We start from the raw sequence: 17,393 nt of genomic DNA on the forward strand, positions 1-17,393 counted from the left end.
AATCCGGCCGGTAAATTAAAGGGCCAGATCGCCTGCAGCTTCGGGTTGATACAAAATCTCCAGCACCTCGTACACCACCGTGCCTTTAGGGCCCGGCCGCTCCACCTTGTCACCTACTTTGCAGCCCAGTATGGCCGTCCCCACTGGTGCCAGCACTGAGATTTTGAACTTCGGTAAGTCAGCGTCCTTGGGGTATACCACAGTCAGTTCCATCTCGGCACCGCTTTTCAGCTCCTTCAGCTTCACCAGCGAGTTCATGGTTACCACATTCTCCGGAATCTCCTCGGAGGCTACCACTTTCGCTCGCTTCAGTTCCCTGCTGAGGGCCTCTACGGAATGGGCACCGCTTACCTGGCGCTGCACCTGTACCAGGTTGTGCAGCCGTTGTAAATCCTTTTCTGTTACATAAATCGGGTTCATATCATTGGTATTTTAAAGCTTTGAAAAATCTTGCAGGTATAGCGCCTTGCCATGCCCCAAAGGCAGACGCAAAACCTCCAGCGCATGCAGCACGGAGGTTTTAAAAAAATTAAACACGCAAAAACTCCCTTACTTGCAGCCTTTGTGCTGCGTAAAGGTGTTTTGCGAAAAGATAAATGCTAGAATATTGAACAGGGATAACCTGTAGCAAGGTATGGTGGCTTGCGCCCGGGGCCGGAGGTTTCCGGCTTACTTAATGAAGGCCTTAGGGGCTGTATAAAAGAAAAGACAATAGCCATTCAGCACATCACTTTGAGATACGTGATGCGATGCCGCAACAAAGCCTGTAAGCGGCTCTGAAAAGAGATGAATTTTTCTGTTAGGTGGCAGCACGGTTCTGATAGTATTCTTTCAAAGTAACGGATAAAGCCCCATAAAAGCAAGGAAACAACCACTTTACCGGCTATACTTGTCCTTACAGCAGCTACAATTGCCGCACAATGCTTCAGCTAAAGGGCATTCACAAAGTAAAGCACACCGACCGAGAACAAGTGCAGCTTCTGATTCGGGTTACTTACCCCTACTGCATTGTTATACTGTGACGTGTTGTAGTAATAGTAACTAAACAACCGCATTTCCTGGCTGGCAATAGGCTTGTATTCAAGGCCTGCCAAAAGGCCGGTATGCTCTCTGAAATTGTCTCCGATCTCGCTGTCTTTTCGGTGACTGGCCGTTTCGTAAAAGCCTTTGGCAGTTACAAACCACTTGGGTATAAACTCATAATCTACGCGGAGCACGGCTGTCTTGTAATTGATGTCTTGCAGAAAAACCGGAGTAAACCCCGGAGTAGGAGCCATAAATGTATTGACAGCCGGCGACCCAATATTAGGATAGTCCACGGACATGTTGGTGCTCTGCAAGTCGAGGTAAGCTTTAAACCGGTCGAGCACAACCTGGTTGCCGATGGATACGGCATGATCTGTTTTACCCCTGGCGAACTGCGAAATATTATAGCTGTAAAAAGTCTGCCATTTTTCATCCAATAGATTGCCCAGCCACGCAACGTATAAGCCAAAAGGTGTTTTTGACGGCCTTAGTCCGTCTGTGTTGTAGCCTGTCGTGTTGTAGATCGTGTTGAAATTGCTGTTAGAGGTATTGTGCAGTTGTAACTGGAAGGTATGGTTCTCAGTGACATCGTAGCCGAGCTTCATGGCGAGTAAAAACAGGTTCAGCTGCCTGTTCACGTATTCGGTATATTGGTATTCAAAAGTGGGGTTTTTGTCAAACTCCCAGCTCCCCACACTCGCGGATTGCTTTCCTGCTGTCAGATGCCATTTCTTTCCGGTGCCAAACCGATAAGTTAAATTCGCATGATCAACAGCGCCTGGGGCATTATCTAAACTATTTTGAGCAAAGCTTCTGTTTAGCCGGTACCGTATGCGAAAACTCAGATCCGGCGTGACATCTCCCCTCAGTTCCATCCGTGCTTCGTTCAAATTAACGGATGCCTGATTGGAAGCACCACTCGGGAAATCTACTGAGCTTCGAAGTAGAAAATTCACATCTATCCTTTCGCTCAAACCCGATAAGCTGCCATCTGAGATTCCTTGAATTGTAGGCGTTTTATTAGAGCTTGTGCTATCCGTACTACTCTTCTCGATTCCGGTATTTTGAGCAAATACAGACTGAACTACAAATAGTTGGATAATAAAAGAGAGGAAATACTTATTCATTGATATGGTTTTAGATAAACATTCCTGAAAGGCCGTAAAACCTGTGCGTAAGTTTTGTTTCATGTTACTAGTATATTGGTTTTAAAAGGTATAGCCGACCGATAGAATAAAGTGGCGTGGGGCACCGGGAAAGGCCCGCTGATAATCGTAGCCGCCCACGAAGTAGAATTCATCGAACAGGTTGTTGACGTTCAGGCTCAGCCTAAACTTATTGGCACGGTAAAAGGCCGCCGCGTTCAGTACCGCATATTCAGGCCAGTAGCCCCAGACCCAATCTCCTGTGTGCGTGTCCTGCACCTGTCGCTCCATCTTACGCTCGCCCACGTAGTTGCCGCCCAAGGCCAGCCCGAAGCCTTCCAGACCAGCACCCGTGAAGGTATATTTAGCCCACAACCCAGCCGAGTGCCTCGGCGCATTGGGTGTCATGGTCCCTTTTTCGGATTCCATTTCAGTGGTCACTATTTCAGTATGGTTAAAAGCATAGTTCAGGCTCAGGTTGAAGGCGGCACTTACACTGCCGTTCATCTCCAGCTCCACGCCCTGAGACTTAATGCGCCCGTTCTGCCGGTAGATGGGGTTGCCCGTGTCTGTCACCTGCCCGGTGTTCACCAGCGTGTTCCGCTTCTCGATGTGGAAGGCCGACAGCGACGCGAACAGGCGCTTGTTCAGGAACTCACCCTTGAGCCCTGACTCCGCTTGAAAGCTGGTTTCGCTATTGAAAGGTGCGTCGCTGCCGTAATTCTCGGGGTTGCGCACGAAAGCGGGATCAATGGGTTTGAAGCCATGGCTGTAGCTGGCGAAGTAGTTCAGGTTGTCGAGCAACTTGTAGGTGAGCCCCGCTCTTGGCAGGAGCACATTCTGATGCACCTTTTCTTCTCCGTTGTCATACACTCGCTGGTCACGGAAGAACTCCTGCCGCAGGCCCAGCAACAGGCGCAGGCGGTCGGTCACGGTGATTTGGTCTTGCAGGTATAGCCCTGTGGTGCTGTAGCTGGTGTTGAGGTAGTCTACAAAGAACGGCGACAGCGGCAGGCGAATGTACTTGCTCGGGTCGCGGAGTTCGTAGGTCGGGTTGTTGAGGTCGAAAGTAAGGGGAACAGGCTGTCCATCCACTTCCATCCGGCGCGCCTCCCACTGGTGTCCCCGCTTATCCGCTTCAAATTTGATGTAGTCCATACCTGCCACCACATCGTGACGCAACCAGCCTGTGTTGCCACTGAGGGCGAAGTATACGGAGAGGTTGTCGGTATAGTCGTTTATCTTTTTCTCCAGATACCGCATGTTCATGATGGTATTGGCAGGTGCATCGGCAAAGGTGTTGAGGGTACGGTGCTCGCTCAGTTCTTCGTGGTACACAAATTTCATGTAGGCCGCGTTGAAAGACAGCCAATCGGTGAGGCGGTGGTTGAGCGATCCGTTGAATGAGATGTCATTTACACGATAGTAGTCGCTGGGCTGACTCAGGGTGAAAGAACGCGGCAAGGCATACAGGTCACCGCCCCGTATACCCATACCGCGGTCGAGGTAGCCGTCGAACTGGCTGTAGACCAACTCGGCGTTGACGGTGGTATTTGCGGTGGGGCGAAAGGTAACGGTAGGTGCAATCATCAGGGAGCTGCGGTCGTTCACGTCCCGGAAGGTCTTGGTGTCTTCGTAGCCGATGTTGAGCCGGTAGAGCAAAGACTTGTCTTCGTTGAGCGGACCTGTCAGGTCGAGCGTGGTGCGCATAGTCTGGAAACTGCCGACAGAGAAACTCACCGCTTTGCGGCTTTCGTCCAGCGGCTTCTTAGTCACCAGATTCACTGTACCCCCCGGGTTGATGTCGCCGAAGAGGGCGGCACCAGGACCTTTGAGCACTTCCACACTCTCAATGTTCACCGTGAGCGGCACCCGAAAAAAGCTCGTGCCAAACCCGTAGCCCGAGCGCAGTCCGTTCACCAGCCTATACCCTGTATCGTAGCCGTTGCGGAAGCCGCGGATAGTCAGGTCGTCGTAGGCCGAGTACTGGGTTACTCCCGCCAGGTTCTGCACCACATCCGTTACCAGAAAAGCTTGCTGGTCCTCTATCAGCTCCTTAGTCACCGAAGAGATGGTCTGCGGTACGTCCACCACCCTGCTCTGCAGTTTGGTGCCCAAAAAGCTGTAGTCGTTCACGTAGTTGGTTTCCTTGCGTCCCGTCACCAGCACCTCCTGCATCACGTGCGTCTGGCGGTCCAGCACCACGTCCAGCCATACATGGGGCGACTGTTCGGTCAGGGTAAAAGGAACGGTTTTGTCCACCATGCCCAGCCCTTTCACCAACAAGGTATAGCGTCCGTACGGCAGCCCGTCAATTTTGAAAGTGCCATCCAGGGCGGTTACATTCCCAACTGAGGCATCTTTTATACCTACCGAAACCCCGACTAAGGCTTCTCCTTTTCCGTCTTTCACCTTACCGCCCACACTGCCAGTTGGCTGGGCAAAGACAGGTATAGAAAGTAGGTATAGCACCAGCAGGCTCAGTATACCTTGCATCGATCTTGCAGACATCGGTCAGGTCAGTTTTAGCTCCGTCGCTTTGTGTTGGTTTATATTGTTTTCGCTTAGCTCTTTCAGTTGCAGCTCCATGTGGATGGCCTGGTAAACAGGTGTTTCATCCTGACAAACCAGCCGGAAACCTTGCTTTGCCCAGAACTCCTGTGCTCCGGAAAGAAAAGGATGGGTATGCAGGTAGAGCATTTCGATGCCTTTGCGTTCGGCTTCTTCTTTCAGGGCGCTGACAAGGCAGGTCCCCAGACCGACTTTCCGGAGAGAAGGCTCCACGTAGAGCTTTTGCACTTCGGTAGTCAGCTGTCTTTCGTAGTTGAGATGGGTAAAGCGGTGGTCATAGGTCCGCATGCCGATGGTGCCAACGATAGTATCAGAAAGATCGGTAGCTACCAAAAAAACGGCATACTTGTCCTCGATGTAAGAAGCTTCGAAATGTGCCAGGTCGTGCGGCAATTTGCCATGGTCTATCATCGGGAACAGCTCCTTCCGGAAATCCATCACATAAGCGACCAACTCTGGTATCAGCTCCTTTGCTATAGGTTTTATCTGTATCATTTAGTTTATCTTTCTGCCGGGTACCACCATCATTTTGTTGTTCACCTGCACAGTCGTAAAGTGCACGTCATACACATATTCCAGGAAATTGCTGTCGTGGTAGTCGAACGCTTCTGTTGGCGTCACCACGGTTTTGTCTTTCATGAAGTAGCACTGGTCGGCGTACAGGAAAGCCATATTCGGGTCGTGCATGATGGCGATCACCGTCAGGTCATTTTCCGTCAGCTTTTTTAGCTTCTCCAGCACGTAGGTCTGGTAGTACACATCGAGGTGGTTGGTGGGCTCGTCGAGCAAAATAATGCGGGGGTTCTGCACCAGCACCCGCGCAATCATGACCAGTTGCTGTTCCCCACCCGACAGCTCGGTATAAGGCCTGTCCGCCAGGTGGCTGATGCCCAGTTCCTCAATGGCCTGCCCTACTTTTTCCATGTCGCTCTTCTTCGGACTGAAAGCCGAGAAAGCCGCCCTGCCCGTCAACACCACGTCTTTCACCTGAAAAGGGAACACCGATTTGTGAAACTGCGGCAGGAAGCCGAGCACACGGGCGCAATCTGAGAAAGACATTTTGCTGCGCTCCTTTCCCATCAATTTCACGGAGCCATACTGGTACTTCTGCAGGCCCGCCATAATGTTGAAAAGCGTAGACTTGCCGCTGCCGTTGCGCCCGAGCAGTACCGAGAAACGGTTGGCTGGGAAGGCCACATCCACTCTCTCGAGTATGGGCGTTTTGCCATACCCGAAACTGAGGTTCTCTACTTCTATCGCCACATCTGTCATACCCAGTTGATTTTGTTTTTCTTCATTAAGAAGAGGAAAAAAGGTGCCCCCAGCAGCATCGTGAAAATGCCGATTGGGATCTCGAAGTCCATTAGTGAGCGGGAGAAGTTATCGATGATCACCAGAAAGGACCCGCCAAAGAAGATGTTGGCTGGCATGGCTTTGCGGTTATCCGGCCCCACCATCATGCGGGTGAGGTGCGGGATGAACAGACCATACATACTGATGACACCGGCCGCCGCCACTGAGGTGGACGTCGTGAGCGTAGCCAGCGCAACCAAAGTCGCCTTATCTGCCGTCGGATTCACGCCCACGGCTTTTGCCTCCTGTTCGCCCAGTGCCAATAAGTTAAGGCGCCAGCGCATCAGGTACATGCCCACAATGCCTATACCTACCGGCAATGCCGCCGTGTTGAGTTTATCCCAGGAGGCGTGGTGCAGGTTGCCCATCGTCCATTGCACAATCGCCTGTAATTTATAAGGATCGCTGATGTACTGCACCACCGTGAGCGAGGCCGTAAAGATGCCCGACACAATCATACCTGAAAGGATGACCGCCACAATAGAGGATTTGTTGTTGCTAAAGGCAAAGGAGTAAGTCATAATAACAGAGGCCACTCCCAACACAAAGGCCATCACGTTGATGTGCAACAGCGGGAAGGCAATCGCCAGCGCCGCTCCAAAAGCAGAGCCCGAGGAAATACCCAGCACATAAGGGTCCACGAGCGGATTGCGGAAGATACCCTGCAAGGCTCCTCCCGAGGAAGCCAAGCCCGCACCAATGATAAATGTGAGCAATACCCTGGGCAGGCGCACATTCTCGATGATGTTGTTGAGCATGTATACCTTGGTCGAGTTCTCGTGAATGCCGCCGTTCAGCGCGGCTTTGCCCCAATCCCAATAATCCGCGAACACCAGCCCCTGCGACGGACCTACCGTCAGGGAATACAGCAACAGCGGTATAGGCAGGCCGTAGATCAGGAAGCCAGTCAGTACTTTTCTCATTCAAGCAAGGCAGTGGCTTTGGCACCATACAAATTCGTCATGATATCCCTTCGGTTCTCGTCGAGGTCGAAGTTCTCGCTGCCGCCATAAGCAACATTGTGCAGCTCGATAGCGGCATACATAATTTTGAGAGTATGTGGGTCGTAGAAAAACGGCGGATTCAGCACGTGCACGTTTTTGTTTTTCACAGCCTTGAGCACCGCCAGTTCTTTCTTGTCATACAGCACCTGCGGTTCGGTGCTCCAGAGCAAAATCAGGTCAGGATCCCATGCTATCAGCGTTTCGGGGTTAATGTTGGGCTGGTCCAGTTCAAAGGTGCAGGCGTTGTTCACACCCGCTAACCGGAAGCACTCCGCCATGCGGCTGTTCTGGCCCGAAGTGGAGTAGATTCGCCCGCCTGACCACGCATAGTACACCGACTTTTTTTGCTCAATGTGATCTGTCGCTTTCGCAATCTCATCGAGCTTGCGACGGGTATAGCCCAGCAATTCTACGGCCCGCTCGTGCGTACCTGTCAGTTTGCCGATGCTCTCGATCTCCTCAAACAATTGCTCGTTGTTCTGCGGCGATACGGCAAACACGTTTATACCTAAACTTTCGAGCAAACGAATGGCGTCGGTCTGGCCGGAGGCGATGATCACCAGATCCGGCTTGAGGGCCAGCACACTTTCGATGTTGGTGGAGGTTTCCCAGTTACCTGGAGCGGGCAGCTCTTTTCGGGCAATGCGTGGGTCCAGTTTGCTGAAATACTTAAAGGTCTCGGGGTTGGTGTAGATGTTATTCTGTATACCTACCACGGTATGCTCCGCATTCAGCATATACATGCCGTCCAAAGCGCCCTGATACAGCACAATCACACGCTGGGCTGGCTCGCTCAAACGGATCTCCTTCCCCCGAATATCATTCACTACAATCGCATCAGCCGCTGTTGCCTTCACGTCGCCGCTCTCGCTCTGGCAGGCGCTCAACAAAAGCATACAAGCACACATAACCATCACCAGACGAGCGGCCATTCTCTCTCTCCAATACGTCATACTTTCTTCACAAAATCGCTGAGTGCTTTTTCCTGAGACCATTTTAATTATCCAGTCTTTATACCTTGACTCTTGCCTACCAAAAGGCAGACTGTTCCGCTTGCCTTGGCTGGAACAGTCTGCTTTTCAGCTTTTAGCTAAACTTATATTTTCATCTATACCTGTCGCTCGCTCTCAATCTGCCGCTTATTACCATAGGCCTTGACCATCTGCGCAGGGTGCAGCACCCGTTCCTCAATCTCAATCACGAATTCTCCGCTGAGCAGCAACTGGTACAGCGGCGCATCGTAGGCCACACATACCTCGTTCTGTTCGGTGATGAAAATCGGCACATGCTTGTTACCGATCTCGAAACAGATCGTGCCCACTTCCTGCAGACCCCGCGGGTATAGCACGATGCAGTCGCATGGCTTTATCTTCAGCATGATCGCCCGCTCCTCTGACAGGTATAGCAGGTCCCCGTCTTCCAGCGGGCCTCTATGCGACTTCTCCACCAGCACTTCTACTCCGCCCTGCGTCTTCTTTTTCATCCGCGACTTGGAGGCCTCGTACCATTCTATCTCGAAAAAGTCGATCATGCGGCCGCTCAGGTTCTGCTCCTTGGCAAGCGCCCGCGTCACCACTAGCGGCTCCGTCAGCATAGATAACTCGGTTGCCATGTACTACTAAGCCGTCGCCAGCTTGGCTTTTTTCTTCTCTTCTACTTTGGCCAACAGCCAGTTGCACCAATCGTCCATGCCATCGCCTTTCAGGCTGCTGATGCTTATCACTTCTATGGTCGGGTTCACTTCGCGGGCATCCTGCGTGGCGGCCTCTACCGAGAAAGGCACATAAGGCAGCAGGTCGGCTTTGGAAACCACCATCAGCTCGCTGGTCAGGAACATGCGCGGGTATTTCTTTGGCTTGTCGTCGCCCTCGGTCGCAGCCAGCACGGTTACCCGAATGTCTTCGCCCAGGTCAAAGGCGGCAGGGCAAACCAGATTGCCCACGTTCTCAATGAAGAGAAGATCAACGCCCGTCAGGTCGATGTGGTCGAGTGCCTGCAGAATCATCTGGGCCTCGATGTGGCACATGCCGCCTGTTACGATCTGCAGCGCGTTAATACCCACTTCTTTCATGCGGATGGCGTCGCGGTCGGTTTCAGGGTCACCTACCAACACAGCCATATTCAGTTTGTCGCTCAGGCGCTTGCCGGTTTCCTGCATCAGGGTGGTTTTGCCGCTGCCCGGAGAGGAACACACGTTGATCACCAGCACATCAGGCAATCTGTCGCGGATGGCTTTGGCGACGAAGTCGTTAGCTTTTAACAGGTTGAGGGTGGTGTTATCGCACTGCACAGAGCCTACCGGCATTCTGTTGCTTTTAGGCATGGATGGTGTACTCATATCTATATCTTTTAAGTCTTAGGGTTAATTCTCTAAAAATTCAATGCGGCTGATCTGCAGCTCCTCTCCCTGCACAATGTTTTTGGAGGGAGTGCCGCAGTCGCACACAAACTTGTGCCGTTTCACTTCGAAGTCTTTGTCGCAGGCGGCACAGTGGGCGATAATGGGCAGCAAAAGCACCTCCAGCTCAATGTCGGCCAGTTGCGGCTCTTCCATGATCAGGGCCTCAAAGGCGTTCTGGATCAGGATGGGCTGTATATTGCTCAGCAAACCCGCCTCTATCTGCACTTTCGTTATCCGCTCAAACTTGTCGGGATAGGTTTCCTGCAGTGTTTCAAAGACGTTCCGTACAATCGAAATCTCGTGCATGGTTTCTCTCTATTTCTCTGCCACCACCTCGGCCAGCACTTCTTCCAAATCCTGTTGGGCTGGTGCCTCAGGCATAGCTTTTGCTTTTTTAGCTGAGCCTTTTGCGGTTGCGTCTTTTTTTGTTCGTTTGGCGCTGCTTCGCTTAGTTTGTTTTTCAGCTACTGGCGCCGCTTCTTCGGCTTCTGGTGCAGGTGCCTGCTCCGTTTCCAGCTTAGCTTGCTCCTCTTCCTGCTTGTGCACCGTAAACTCCCAGCACAGCTGCCCCATGGCGCTCAGCCAGTCATAGAGCATCACGCCCTCGTTGCCCAGTGCTCGTATCATCACGGCATTCGGTGCACACTGCGTGAAGCCAAAAGTGAACTCCTCGTACTGAGCCGTCAGGATCTCGTCCAGCTCTGCTTTCAGCTCCGCCGCATAAGGCGATACATAGATCAGCGTAGCCTGGTGGGTATAGCGCTCATAAAACAGGATCGAGTCAAATGGCTGGTTGCCGGGCTCGAGCAACTGGTTGTCGAACAGCACCAGCTTTTTGCCGCTGTATACCTTGGTGATGCTGTGCAGGCGCGTAAATTGAAACGATTCTCCCGAGTGCACTCGCCCCGAAGCGATGATGTCGCCCCAGATCAGGTTGGCGTGCTCATCCACATGGATCTCATTCACCGTCCTGAAAATAGAATTAGCAAATGGCGTGATCGGGTGTGGGATGAATTTGTAGATGCCGCCTTTCCTGACCAGCACATTCGTACGCTGCACAGCCCCTTTCTCCATGGGGTGCAGCCTGTTGAAGGACTGCGTAAACAGCTTCAGGCGGGCATCCTCATGCACGTTCACCTCAATGTCAATTTCATCCCCATCCATGATACCCGGAGAAGAGCTCATCATGATCAGCTCCAGATGCTCATGCAGATGTCGGGAGCCGTAGTGGATCACTTTGTAGGGCGCATTGTGGCAACTCTCTTTCAGGAGTGTCAGCGCCCCTTCCCTCTCCGCGTTAACCTTGATGGTACTTTTAAGCATGCGCCTCTGTTTTTTCTAGTAAAGCATACGTCTTGATCCAGTTGATCACATCATCCAAACCTTCCAGTTTCATCAGGTTGGTGAAGATGTACGGTCGCTCGCCGCGCATTCTCTTTGTGTCGCGGTCCATCATGTCCAGGTCGGCATTTACATAAGGGGCCAGGTCCGTTTTGTTTATGATCAGCAAATCAGACTTGGTGATGCCCGGGCCTCCCTTGCGGGGCATTTTGTCGCCCTCGGCCACGTCAATCACGAAAATGGTCACATCAGCCAAATCGGGGCTGAAGGTGGCAGACAGGTTATCGCCGCCGCTCTCTACGAACACGATCTCCGTATCGGGGTGGCGCTCTACCAGTTCTTCCACGGCCTCAATGTTCATCGAGGCATCCTCGCGTATGGCAGTATGCGGGCAGCCGCCCGTCTCCACACCCATGATGCGGTCGGCAGGCAGGCAGGAATTCTTTGTCAAAAAATCAGCATCCTCGCGGGTATACACGTCGTTGGTCACGACACAGATGCTGTACGCTTCACTCATCTTGCGGGTCAGGCGTTCAATCAAAGCCGTTTTTCCTGATCCTACAGGACCAGCAACCCCTATTCTCACATGTTTTTTTGACATAAAGTATCTGTTTAGGTGGTTTCTTTAGGATATATATAGTCTTGAGTATTGCTTTTCGTGCTGCATGCAACGTATCTCCTGCCCGATGCAGCAGAGCCCGACCATCTCCTCTTCCATGTTTTCCTGCTCATCCACCAGTTGCTTAATGGTGGCCTGCAGGTCGAAAAGGATCTTCTGGGCATCACCCTGCCCAATGGGCACCAGCTTGGCACAGTTGGTGACAATGCCATTGAGGGTGTTGTAGTAAAAGGCCAGCAAGGCGTCTTTCAGGGTGATGCCACTGGCATGCGCATACATGGCAAAGGCGACGGCATAGTGCCCGTGCAGCTTGCCCTCCTGAATTTTAGACAGGTAGTTACTGCAGCGCTTAACAGGGTGCAGCTCCTGCGTCAGCTTCAGGAAACGGACAGCCAGTTTTTTGCTCGCGTCCCGAATCTCGGCAGGTGCCTTCAGGGCTGTAATCATTTCGTCCAGCTTCTGAAATTCCCGCACCGATTTCTTCGCCTCCAGCAAGGCCCAGGCTTTTTGCAAAAAGGCCGCATCGTTGTAGTAAATGCTATGGCGCAGCATGTTGTTAGCATATACCTTGGCCGTTGGCGTGTTGTGCACAATGCCCTGACTCACGTAAGACTCCAGCCCATAAGAATGCGTAAAGCTTCCGATCGGAAACATGGAGTCGTTGATCTGCAGGAGGGTTAAGAGTGGCTGCATAGCTGTTATTTAATGGTTATTTTTCTGGTGTAATTGTTTCCATGCCGGCGCACACGCAAGGCATGTGTTTTCAGGAGCTTTCGCACCTCACGCCGTGGCTCGTAGCCTGAGCGCTCCAACAAGCGGTAAAGCGGGTTCTCAAACTCGACCAAGACCTCTGCCTCCTCGTTGATGAAAACAGGAATGTGTTTATTTCCGATCTCGAAGCAAATGGTGCCCATGTCTTTGAAGTTGTCGGGCTTGAACACGATGCACTCGCAGGGCAGTATGTTGATGGCAATGGCCCGCTCTCCGTCCAGGTATAGCAAGTCACCGTCTTCCAGCGGTGTCGAGTCTTTGCGTATACCGATCTCCTGTCCCGCCCTAGTCCGCTTTCGTAGGGTAGTTTTGCCCGTATCAAACCAATCGAGGTCCAAAAAATCAATCGAAAGGTTACCTGTATTGGTGTTGGATAGGTTGCCGATGACCTTTTCTACTAGTAGCATAGGGTGATAAAGGTGCTGCCAGTTCAGGTATAACCCAGCCGGCAGCACGTTTTGTAACAAGTTTAGAACAGGAAGTAGCGCTGCGCCATTGGTAGCACCTTCAGCGGCTCGCAAGTGAGTAACTCGCCATTGGCCGTTACGGCGTAGGTTTCTGGGTTTACCTCCAGTTTCGGTGTGGCGTTGTTGTGCACCATGTCTTTCTTGGTCACTTTGCGGCATCCTCTCACTGGCAGGAACCCTTTGCCCAGCCCCAGTTTGTTGATGCTGCCGTTCTCCATCGATATCTGCGACACGAAGTTGAAACCGCTTGTCTGGATAGACCTGCCGTAGTACCCCCACATCGGACGGTAAATAACAGGCTGCGGCAGGGAAATAGAACCGTTCGGGTCACCCATACGGGCACCCACAGCCACGCCATTCTTGAAAATGATCTCTGGTTTCACCCCAAACATACCTGGCTCCCACAACACGAGGTCAGCATACTTGCCTACCTCGATAGAGCCCACATAATCGGACACGCCGTGTGTTTTGGCTGGGTTGATGGTATACTTGGAGATGTAGCGCTTCACACGCAGGTTATCTGCCCCAGAGGCTTTATCCTCTGCCAGCGGGCCACGCTGCACTTTCATTTTATGAGCGGTCTGCCAGGTACGCATGATGGTTTCACCAATACGCCCCATGGCCTGGCTGTCGGACGACATCATGCTGAACACACCCATGTCCTGCAGGATATCCTCGGCGGCAATGGTCTGCGGACGGATACGGGAGTCGGCAAATGAAACATCCTCCGGTATGCTCTTATCCAGGTGGTGCACCGACATCAGCATGTCCAGGTGCTCGTCCACGGTGTTGATGGTATACGGCTTGGTTGGGTTGGTAGAGGAAGGCAGCACGTTCGGGTACATGGCAATCTTGATGATATCCGGAGCGTGGCCACCACCTGCACCCTCGGTGTGGTAGGTATGGATCACACGGCCGTTGATCGCTTTCACAGTGTCTTCAAGGAAGCCCGCTTCGTTGAGCGTGTCCGAGTGAATGGCGATCTGTACGTCATATTTGTCAGCCACCTGCAAAGCGATGTCGATCGTAGAGGGCGTAGTACCCCAGTCTTCGTGCAGTTTCAGGCCAAGTGCACCTGCCTCGATTGGCTGTGCAGCTGTTTTAAAGGTAGAAGTGTTGCCTTTGCCCAGGAAACCAAAGTTCATTGGGGTAGACTCCGACGCCTCGAACATGCGTTCCATCCACCACTTGCCTGGCGTTACGGTTGTAGCAAGGGTTCCGTCTGATGGACCTGTACCACCGCCGATCATGGTTGTAACGCCACTGAAAAGCGCTACCTCTACTTGTTGCGGCGCAATAAAGTGAATGTGCGTATCGATAGCTCCTGCCGTAACGATCTTGCCCGCACAGGCCTGCACCTCGGTGGCCGCACCGATGATCATGCCTTTGGTCACACCTTGTTGGGTATCGGGGTTACCGGCTTTTCCTATACCTACAATCTTGCCATCTTTTATACCGATGTCGGCTTTCACAATGCCCCAGTGGTCAATGATAATGGCGTTCAACAGCACAAGGTCGAGCACTTCGTCCTGCCCTGCTGAGGTAGACTGGCCCATACCGTCGCGTACGGTTTTGCCGCCGCCGAACTTGTTTTCGTCGCCGTAAACGTTAAAGTCTTTTTCGATCTGTATGAAGAGCTCCGTATCGGCCAGGCGCACTTTGTCGCCCGTAGTTGGACCGAAGAGTGCAGCATAGCGGTCGCGCGGGATGTATAATTCGCCGTCTACATATTTTACCGAAGAAGAATCGCTTCCCAATGCATTGAAGTCAAGCAGTGAAAGCCCGGCGGTCGAGAGTCCGACCACTTTAATCCATTCGCGTCTATTCCAATTTGACATGGTTTCCTGATTAAATGATGTTATTTTCTGTTTCTTCTACCCTTGGCAGGTGCGGCAGCACCTCCTGCGCCCTTAAATCCTTCCTTCTGTGCTTTCTGAATAGCGGCGTCGCGCACGTTCTTCTTCGTCACATCTCCTTCCGTCAGGTTGTTAAAGCCGCTGATCAGTTTGTTGCCCCCAAATTCTACCAGGAACACTGCCTTTTTCTCGCCTGGCTCGAAGCGCACAGCCGTGCTGGCAGGTATATTGAGGCGCATGCCAAAGGCAGCTGCTCTGTCAAACTCGAGCGCCTTATTGGTCTCAAAGAAATGGTAATGCGAGCCTACCTGAATCGGTCGGTCTCCGGTATTGGCCACGGTGACACGCACTGTCCTGCGTTTGTCATTCGCCTTTATCTCACCCTTCTGTAGTATATATTCACCCGGTTTCATAGTATAAATGTTTTAATTGTTCTTAGTCTGTTTTAGCGTATAGGGTGGTCGACCGTGACTAATTTTACACCATCCGGAAAGGTTGCTTCAATCTGCACATAGTGCAGCATGTCGGGCACACCTTCCATTACCTGATCCTTTTTCAGGAGCTTGGTTCCCTCTTCCATCAGCTGCGCCACCGTTTTCTTCCCATCACGGGCTTCTTCCATCAAAATGCCGCAGATGTAGGCAATGGACTCCGGGTAGTTCAGCTTCACGCCTCGCTTGAGCCGCTTGGCTGCAAGTTCACCTGCGAGGTGAAGCAATAGTTTTTCGTGTTCAATCGGATTTAAGTGCATATAACTGTGTGTTAATAAGATTGACTATAGAAATATCTGAAACTGAACAATGAACCCATTCCGCCGCCCATCGGTCATTTCCGTGGCTATTAGTAAGGACTTAGTAAGTGTTGGAAGTTTATATGGGCACTATGCTGCTGAGTTAAGGGTTATTCTCTGTTGCACGGGCACAGATTTTTTGACTCCAGAGCATGAACCGGAGATAGTAATCTTTTCTTTCGTTGCTATTGAGTAAGGGGTCTCGCTGACAGCTGGGTGCATTTTGTGTACAGAGAGGCACAACCCCTAAAAGGTATGCTGAAACAAAAAAATCAAATACTCCTAAACGCCCCTGTATTGATATCATTATACCCGTATTGCTCTGTACTGAAATAAGTTTTACTTACCTTAGCATTAAAAGGTTGTAAGGCAACTAGCTCATACTCAAGCGCCAAGTTAGACATGACCTATTAAGCTGATTTAAGAGAGAGATTAGAATGAGATTAGAGAGAAGGAGTTTGCAGCCCTTTACATGGTGTGAGCTGCCTGTTTCTGTGTTTACCAGATCGTGTAGGGCATTGCGATAGCCAGACAGATAGATAGGAAATATAACCAAAATAAAAGCCCTACACTTGGTAGGGCTTCAGATAGATGATCCGGTAATAAATAAAAAAAATGATTTAACCTACATTCGGCAGGCCGCAGGCAGTCGGGCTATACCTGCATGGTAGCGTGATGGGCAGCATACGCCGCAGGCAGTACTACCTCCATGATAGTACCTTTACCAACCTGCGAACTTACCCGAATCGTACCTTTGTGCGTTTCAATGATTTTCATGGCCAGCGGCAGCCCGATGCCAAAACCTTCGTAATTAGCCGTGTTGGAACCCCTGAAGTAAGAATTGAAAATTTTGCTCTGATCAGAAGCGGGTATGCCAATGCCTGAGTCTGTTATCTGCAAGCTTATCTTCTGCCCTGTTGAGGTTAGTTTCAGGTATACAGCCTGGTTATCTGAGTACTTAAACCCGTTCAGAATGATGTTGCAGATAGCCAGAATCAGCAATTGCTCATTACAATTAACAAACAGCATCGCCTCGTTTTCCGGGAATTCGCTGTAGTCCATCTTAAGCTTATACCGCTCATCCATCTTACTCACCACCTCCTGCACCGACTCCAGTATTTCATCCATCCTGCGCACACTCCAGCCCTGGTCCTGCCCGTTCCCCTCGGCTTTTGCCAATTCCAGCAAGGTATTGATGATGTGCTTGAGCTTTTCGGTTTCCTGCATAATCATCTGTATCGAGTAGGTAGCCGGGTGCCCCTGCTCCAGTCGAAAAAGGGCTATCTCAGCCTCCCCGGCAATAACAGTGAGCGGCGTGCGGAGCGAATGTGAGATGTTGCTGACATAGGCCTGCTGTGCTTTAAAAGCCGTTTCTATCCGCTGCAGCATATCATTCAACGTATCCTGCAGTTCACTGATTTCGTCCAGGCTATGTTCTTTCTCAAGTCTGTCGTTCAGGTTGAAGGCATTGATACTGTTCACCTTCTTTATGATCTTGACCATGGGGCCAAACAGTCTTTTAGAGAAAAACACGGTGGTGAGCGTCATCACAAACACAGCCGCCAGAAAGGCAATGGCCAGCGTTGTTTTCAGGCGTTTACGGTAAGCGTCACCCTCCACATCCCGTGCCGAAGACACCACCAGTATATCCTCTTCTCCGGTGACATTTTCTCTAAACAGTCCGACATAATGCACTCCGTTTTCATAATGCCGGGCTCTTCCGTTACGGATAGTCTCCCAGTAAAATGACTCGTCGAGTGGCAGTGAGGCTGGAAAATGAATTTGTTCGCTTCCTTTGTTGATACGCAGGATGTATTCCTCTTCATCTGCCAAATGCTGCAGCATACTGTTCTTAACGGCATAGTAATCTTCCGCTTTCTCTTGCTGCAGCACGGCGCTTGCCACAACAGTGGAGCTGTTCTCCAGACTCAGGAAGAAGTTATGCTGCCTGTAGCCAGACGACATGGAGTACATCACCAGGTTTATACCTAGTAATATCAAAGCCATCAGGCCGGTAAATAAAACGATCAGCGAATACTGTAATCTCAT

At 51.4% G+C, this 17,393-nt stretch carries 18 protein-coding genes; all 18 read right to left on the bottom strand.

The window, feature by feature from the left end; genetic code table 11:
- Positions 1 to 15 precede the first annotated feature (15 nt).
- Positions 16 to 420 (bottom strand): nucleoside diphosphate kinase regulator, encoded by a 405-nt coding sequence (gene rnk / locus BW972_RS16085; RefSeq protein ID WP_007653104.1) that lies wholly within the window; start codon positions 418 to 420, stop codon positions 16 to 18.
- A 509-nt stretch (positions 421 to 929) separates the two neighbouring features.
- Positions 930 to 2,216 carry a porin gene (locus BW972_RS16090; protein WP_083674223.1) on the bottom strand — a complete coding sequence of 429 codons (1,287 nt, stop codon included), beginning with the start codon at positions 2,214 to 2,216 and terminating at the stop codon, positions 930 to 932.
- Positions 2,217 to 2,234: 18 nt separating this feature from the next.
- Positions 2,235 to 4,682: a TonB-dependent receptor gene (locus BW972_RS16095; RefSeq protein WP_076422860.1), complete on the bottom strand. Its 2,448-nt coding sequence runs from the start codon at positions 4,680 to 4,682 to the stop codon at positions 2,235 to 2,237.
- Positions 4,683 to 4,685: 3 nt separating this feature from the next.
- On the bottom strand, positions 4,686 to 5,237 hold the full coding sequence (locus BW972_RS16100; RefSeq protein ID WP_076422861.1) for a GNAT family N-acetyltransferase: 552 nt from the start codon (positions 5,235 to 5,237) through the stop codon (positions 4,686 to 4,688).
- Positions 5,238 to 6,014 (bottom strand): ABC transporter ATP-binding protein, encoded by a 777-nt coding sequence (locus BW972_RS16105; RefSeq protein ID WP_076422862.1) that lies wholly within the window; start codon positions 6,012 to 6,014, stop codon positions 5,238 to 5,240.
- The gene (locus BW972_RS16110) at positions 6,011 to 7,018 is read right to left on the bottom strand and encodes a FecCD family ABC transporter permease (RefSeq protein ID WP_076422863.1); all 1,008 of its coding nucleotides are present in this window, start codon (positions 7,016 to 7,018) and stop codon (positions 6,011 to 6,013) included. The genes BW972_RS16105 and BW972_RS16110 overlap by 4 nt, the downstream gene beginning before the upstream one ends.
- Complete coding sequence (locus BW972_RS16115) at positions 7,015 to 8,052, bottom strand: ABC transporter substrate-binding protein (protein WP_159439866.1); 1,038 nt, start codon at positions 8,050 to 8,052, stop codon at positions 7,015 to 7,017. The genes BW972_RS16110 and BW972_RS16115 overlap by 4 nt, the downstream gene beginning before the upstream one ends.
- 155 nt (positions 8,053 to 8,207) lie before the next feature.
- Positions 8,208 to 8,711, bottom strand: a complete 504-nt coding sequence (locus BW972_RS16120) for an urease accessory protein UreE (protein ID WP_083674225.1) — start codon at positions 8,709 to 8,711, stop codon at positions 8,208 to 8,210.
- A 6-nt stretch (positions 8,712 to 8,717) separates the two neighbouring features.
- Positions 8,718 to 9,437, bottom strand: coding sequence for a hydrogenase nickel incorporation protein HypB (gene hypB, locus BW972_RS16125; RefSeq protein ID WP_143732114.1), 720 nt, complete (start codon positions 9,435 to 9,437; stop codon positions 8,718 to 8,720).
- Between the two features lie 24 nt (positions 9,438 to 9,461).
- Complete coding sequence (locus BW972_RS16130) at positions 9,462 to 9,806, bottom strand: hydrogenase maturation nickel metallochaperone HypA/HybF (protein ID WP_007653119.1); 345 nt, start codon at positions 9,804 to 9,806, stop codon at positions 9,462 to 9,464.
- A gap of 9 nt (positions 9,807 to 9,815) precedes the next feature.
- Positions 9,816 to 10,823, bottom strand: coding sequence for an urease accessory protein UreD (locus BW972_RS16135; RefSeq protein ID WP_076422865.1), 1,008 nt, complete (start codon positions 10,821 to 10,823; stop codon positions 9,816 to 9,818).
- Positions 10,816 to 11,442 (bottom strand): urease accessory protein UreG, encoded by a 627-nt coding sequence (gene ureG / locus BW972_RS16140; protein WP_007653122.1) that lies wholly within the window; start codon positions 11,440 to 11,442, stop codon positions 10,816 to 10,818. Before ureG ends, BW972_RS16135 begins: the two co-directional genes overlap by 8 nt.
- 24 nt (positions 11,443 to 11,466) lie before the next feature.
- Positions 11,467 to 12,153 carry an urease accessory protein UreF gene (locus BW972_RS16145; protein WP_076422866.1) on the bottom strand — a complete coding sequence of 229 codons (687 nt, stop codon included), beginning with the start codon at positions 12,151 to 12,153 and terminating at the stop codon, positions 11,467 to 11,469.
- A 5-nt stretch (positions 12,154 to 12,158) separates the two neighbouring features.
- Positions 12,159 to 12,638, bottom strand: coding sequence for an urease accessory protein UreE (locus tag BW972_RS16150; RefSeq protein WP_076422970.1), 480 nt, complete (start codon positions 12,636 to 12,638; stop codon positions 12,159 to 12,161).
- A 62-nt stretch (positions 12,639 to 12,700) separates the two neighbouring features.
- Complete coding sequence (gene ureC / locus BW972_RS16155) at positions 12,701 to 14,536, bottom strand: urease subunit alpha (RefSeq protein ID WP_076422867.1); 1,836 nt, start codon at positions 14,534 to 14,536, stop codon at positions 12,701 to 12,703.
- 20 nt (positions 14,537 to 14,556) lie between these two features.
- Positions 14,557 to 14,967, bottom strand: a complete 411-nt coding sequence (gene ureB, locus BW972_RS16160; RefSeq protein ID WP_076422869.1) for an urease subunit beta — start codon at positions 14,965 to 14,967, stop codon at positions 14,557 to 14,559.
- Between the two features lie 32 nt (positions 14,968 to 14,999).
- Complete coding sequence (ureA, locus tag BW972_RS16165) at positions 15,000 to 15,305, bottom strand: urease subunit gamma (protein WP_007653127.1); 306 nt, start codon at positions 15,303 to 15,305, stop codon at positions 15,000 to 15,002.
- A gap of 693 nt (positions 15,306 to 15,998) precedes the next feature.
- Entirely contained in the window at positions 15,999 to 17,393 is a 1,395-nt protein-coding gene (locus BW972_RS16170; RefSeq protein ID WP_076422871.1) for a HAMP domain-containing sensor histidine kinase, read from the bottom strand.

This window comes from Pontibacter lucknowensis (genome assembly GCF_900156415.1).
Lineage (GTDB): Bacteria > Bacteroidota > Bacteroidia > Cytophagales > Hymenobacteraceae > Pontibacter > Pontibacter lucknowensis.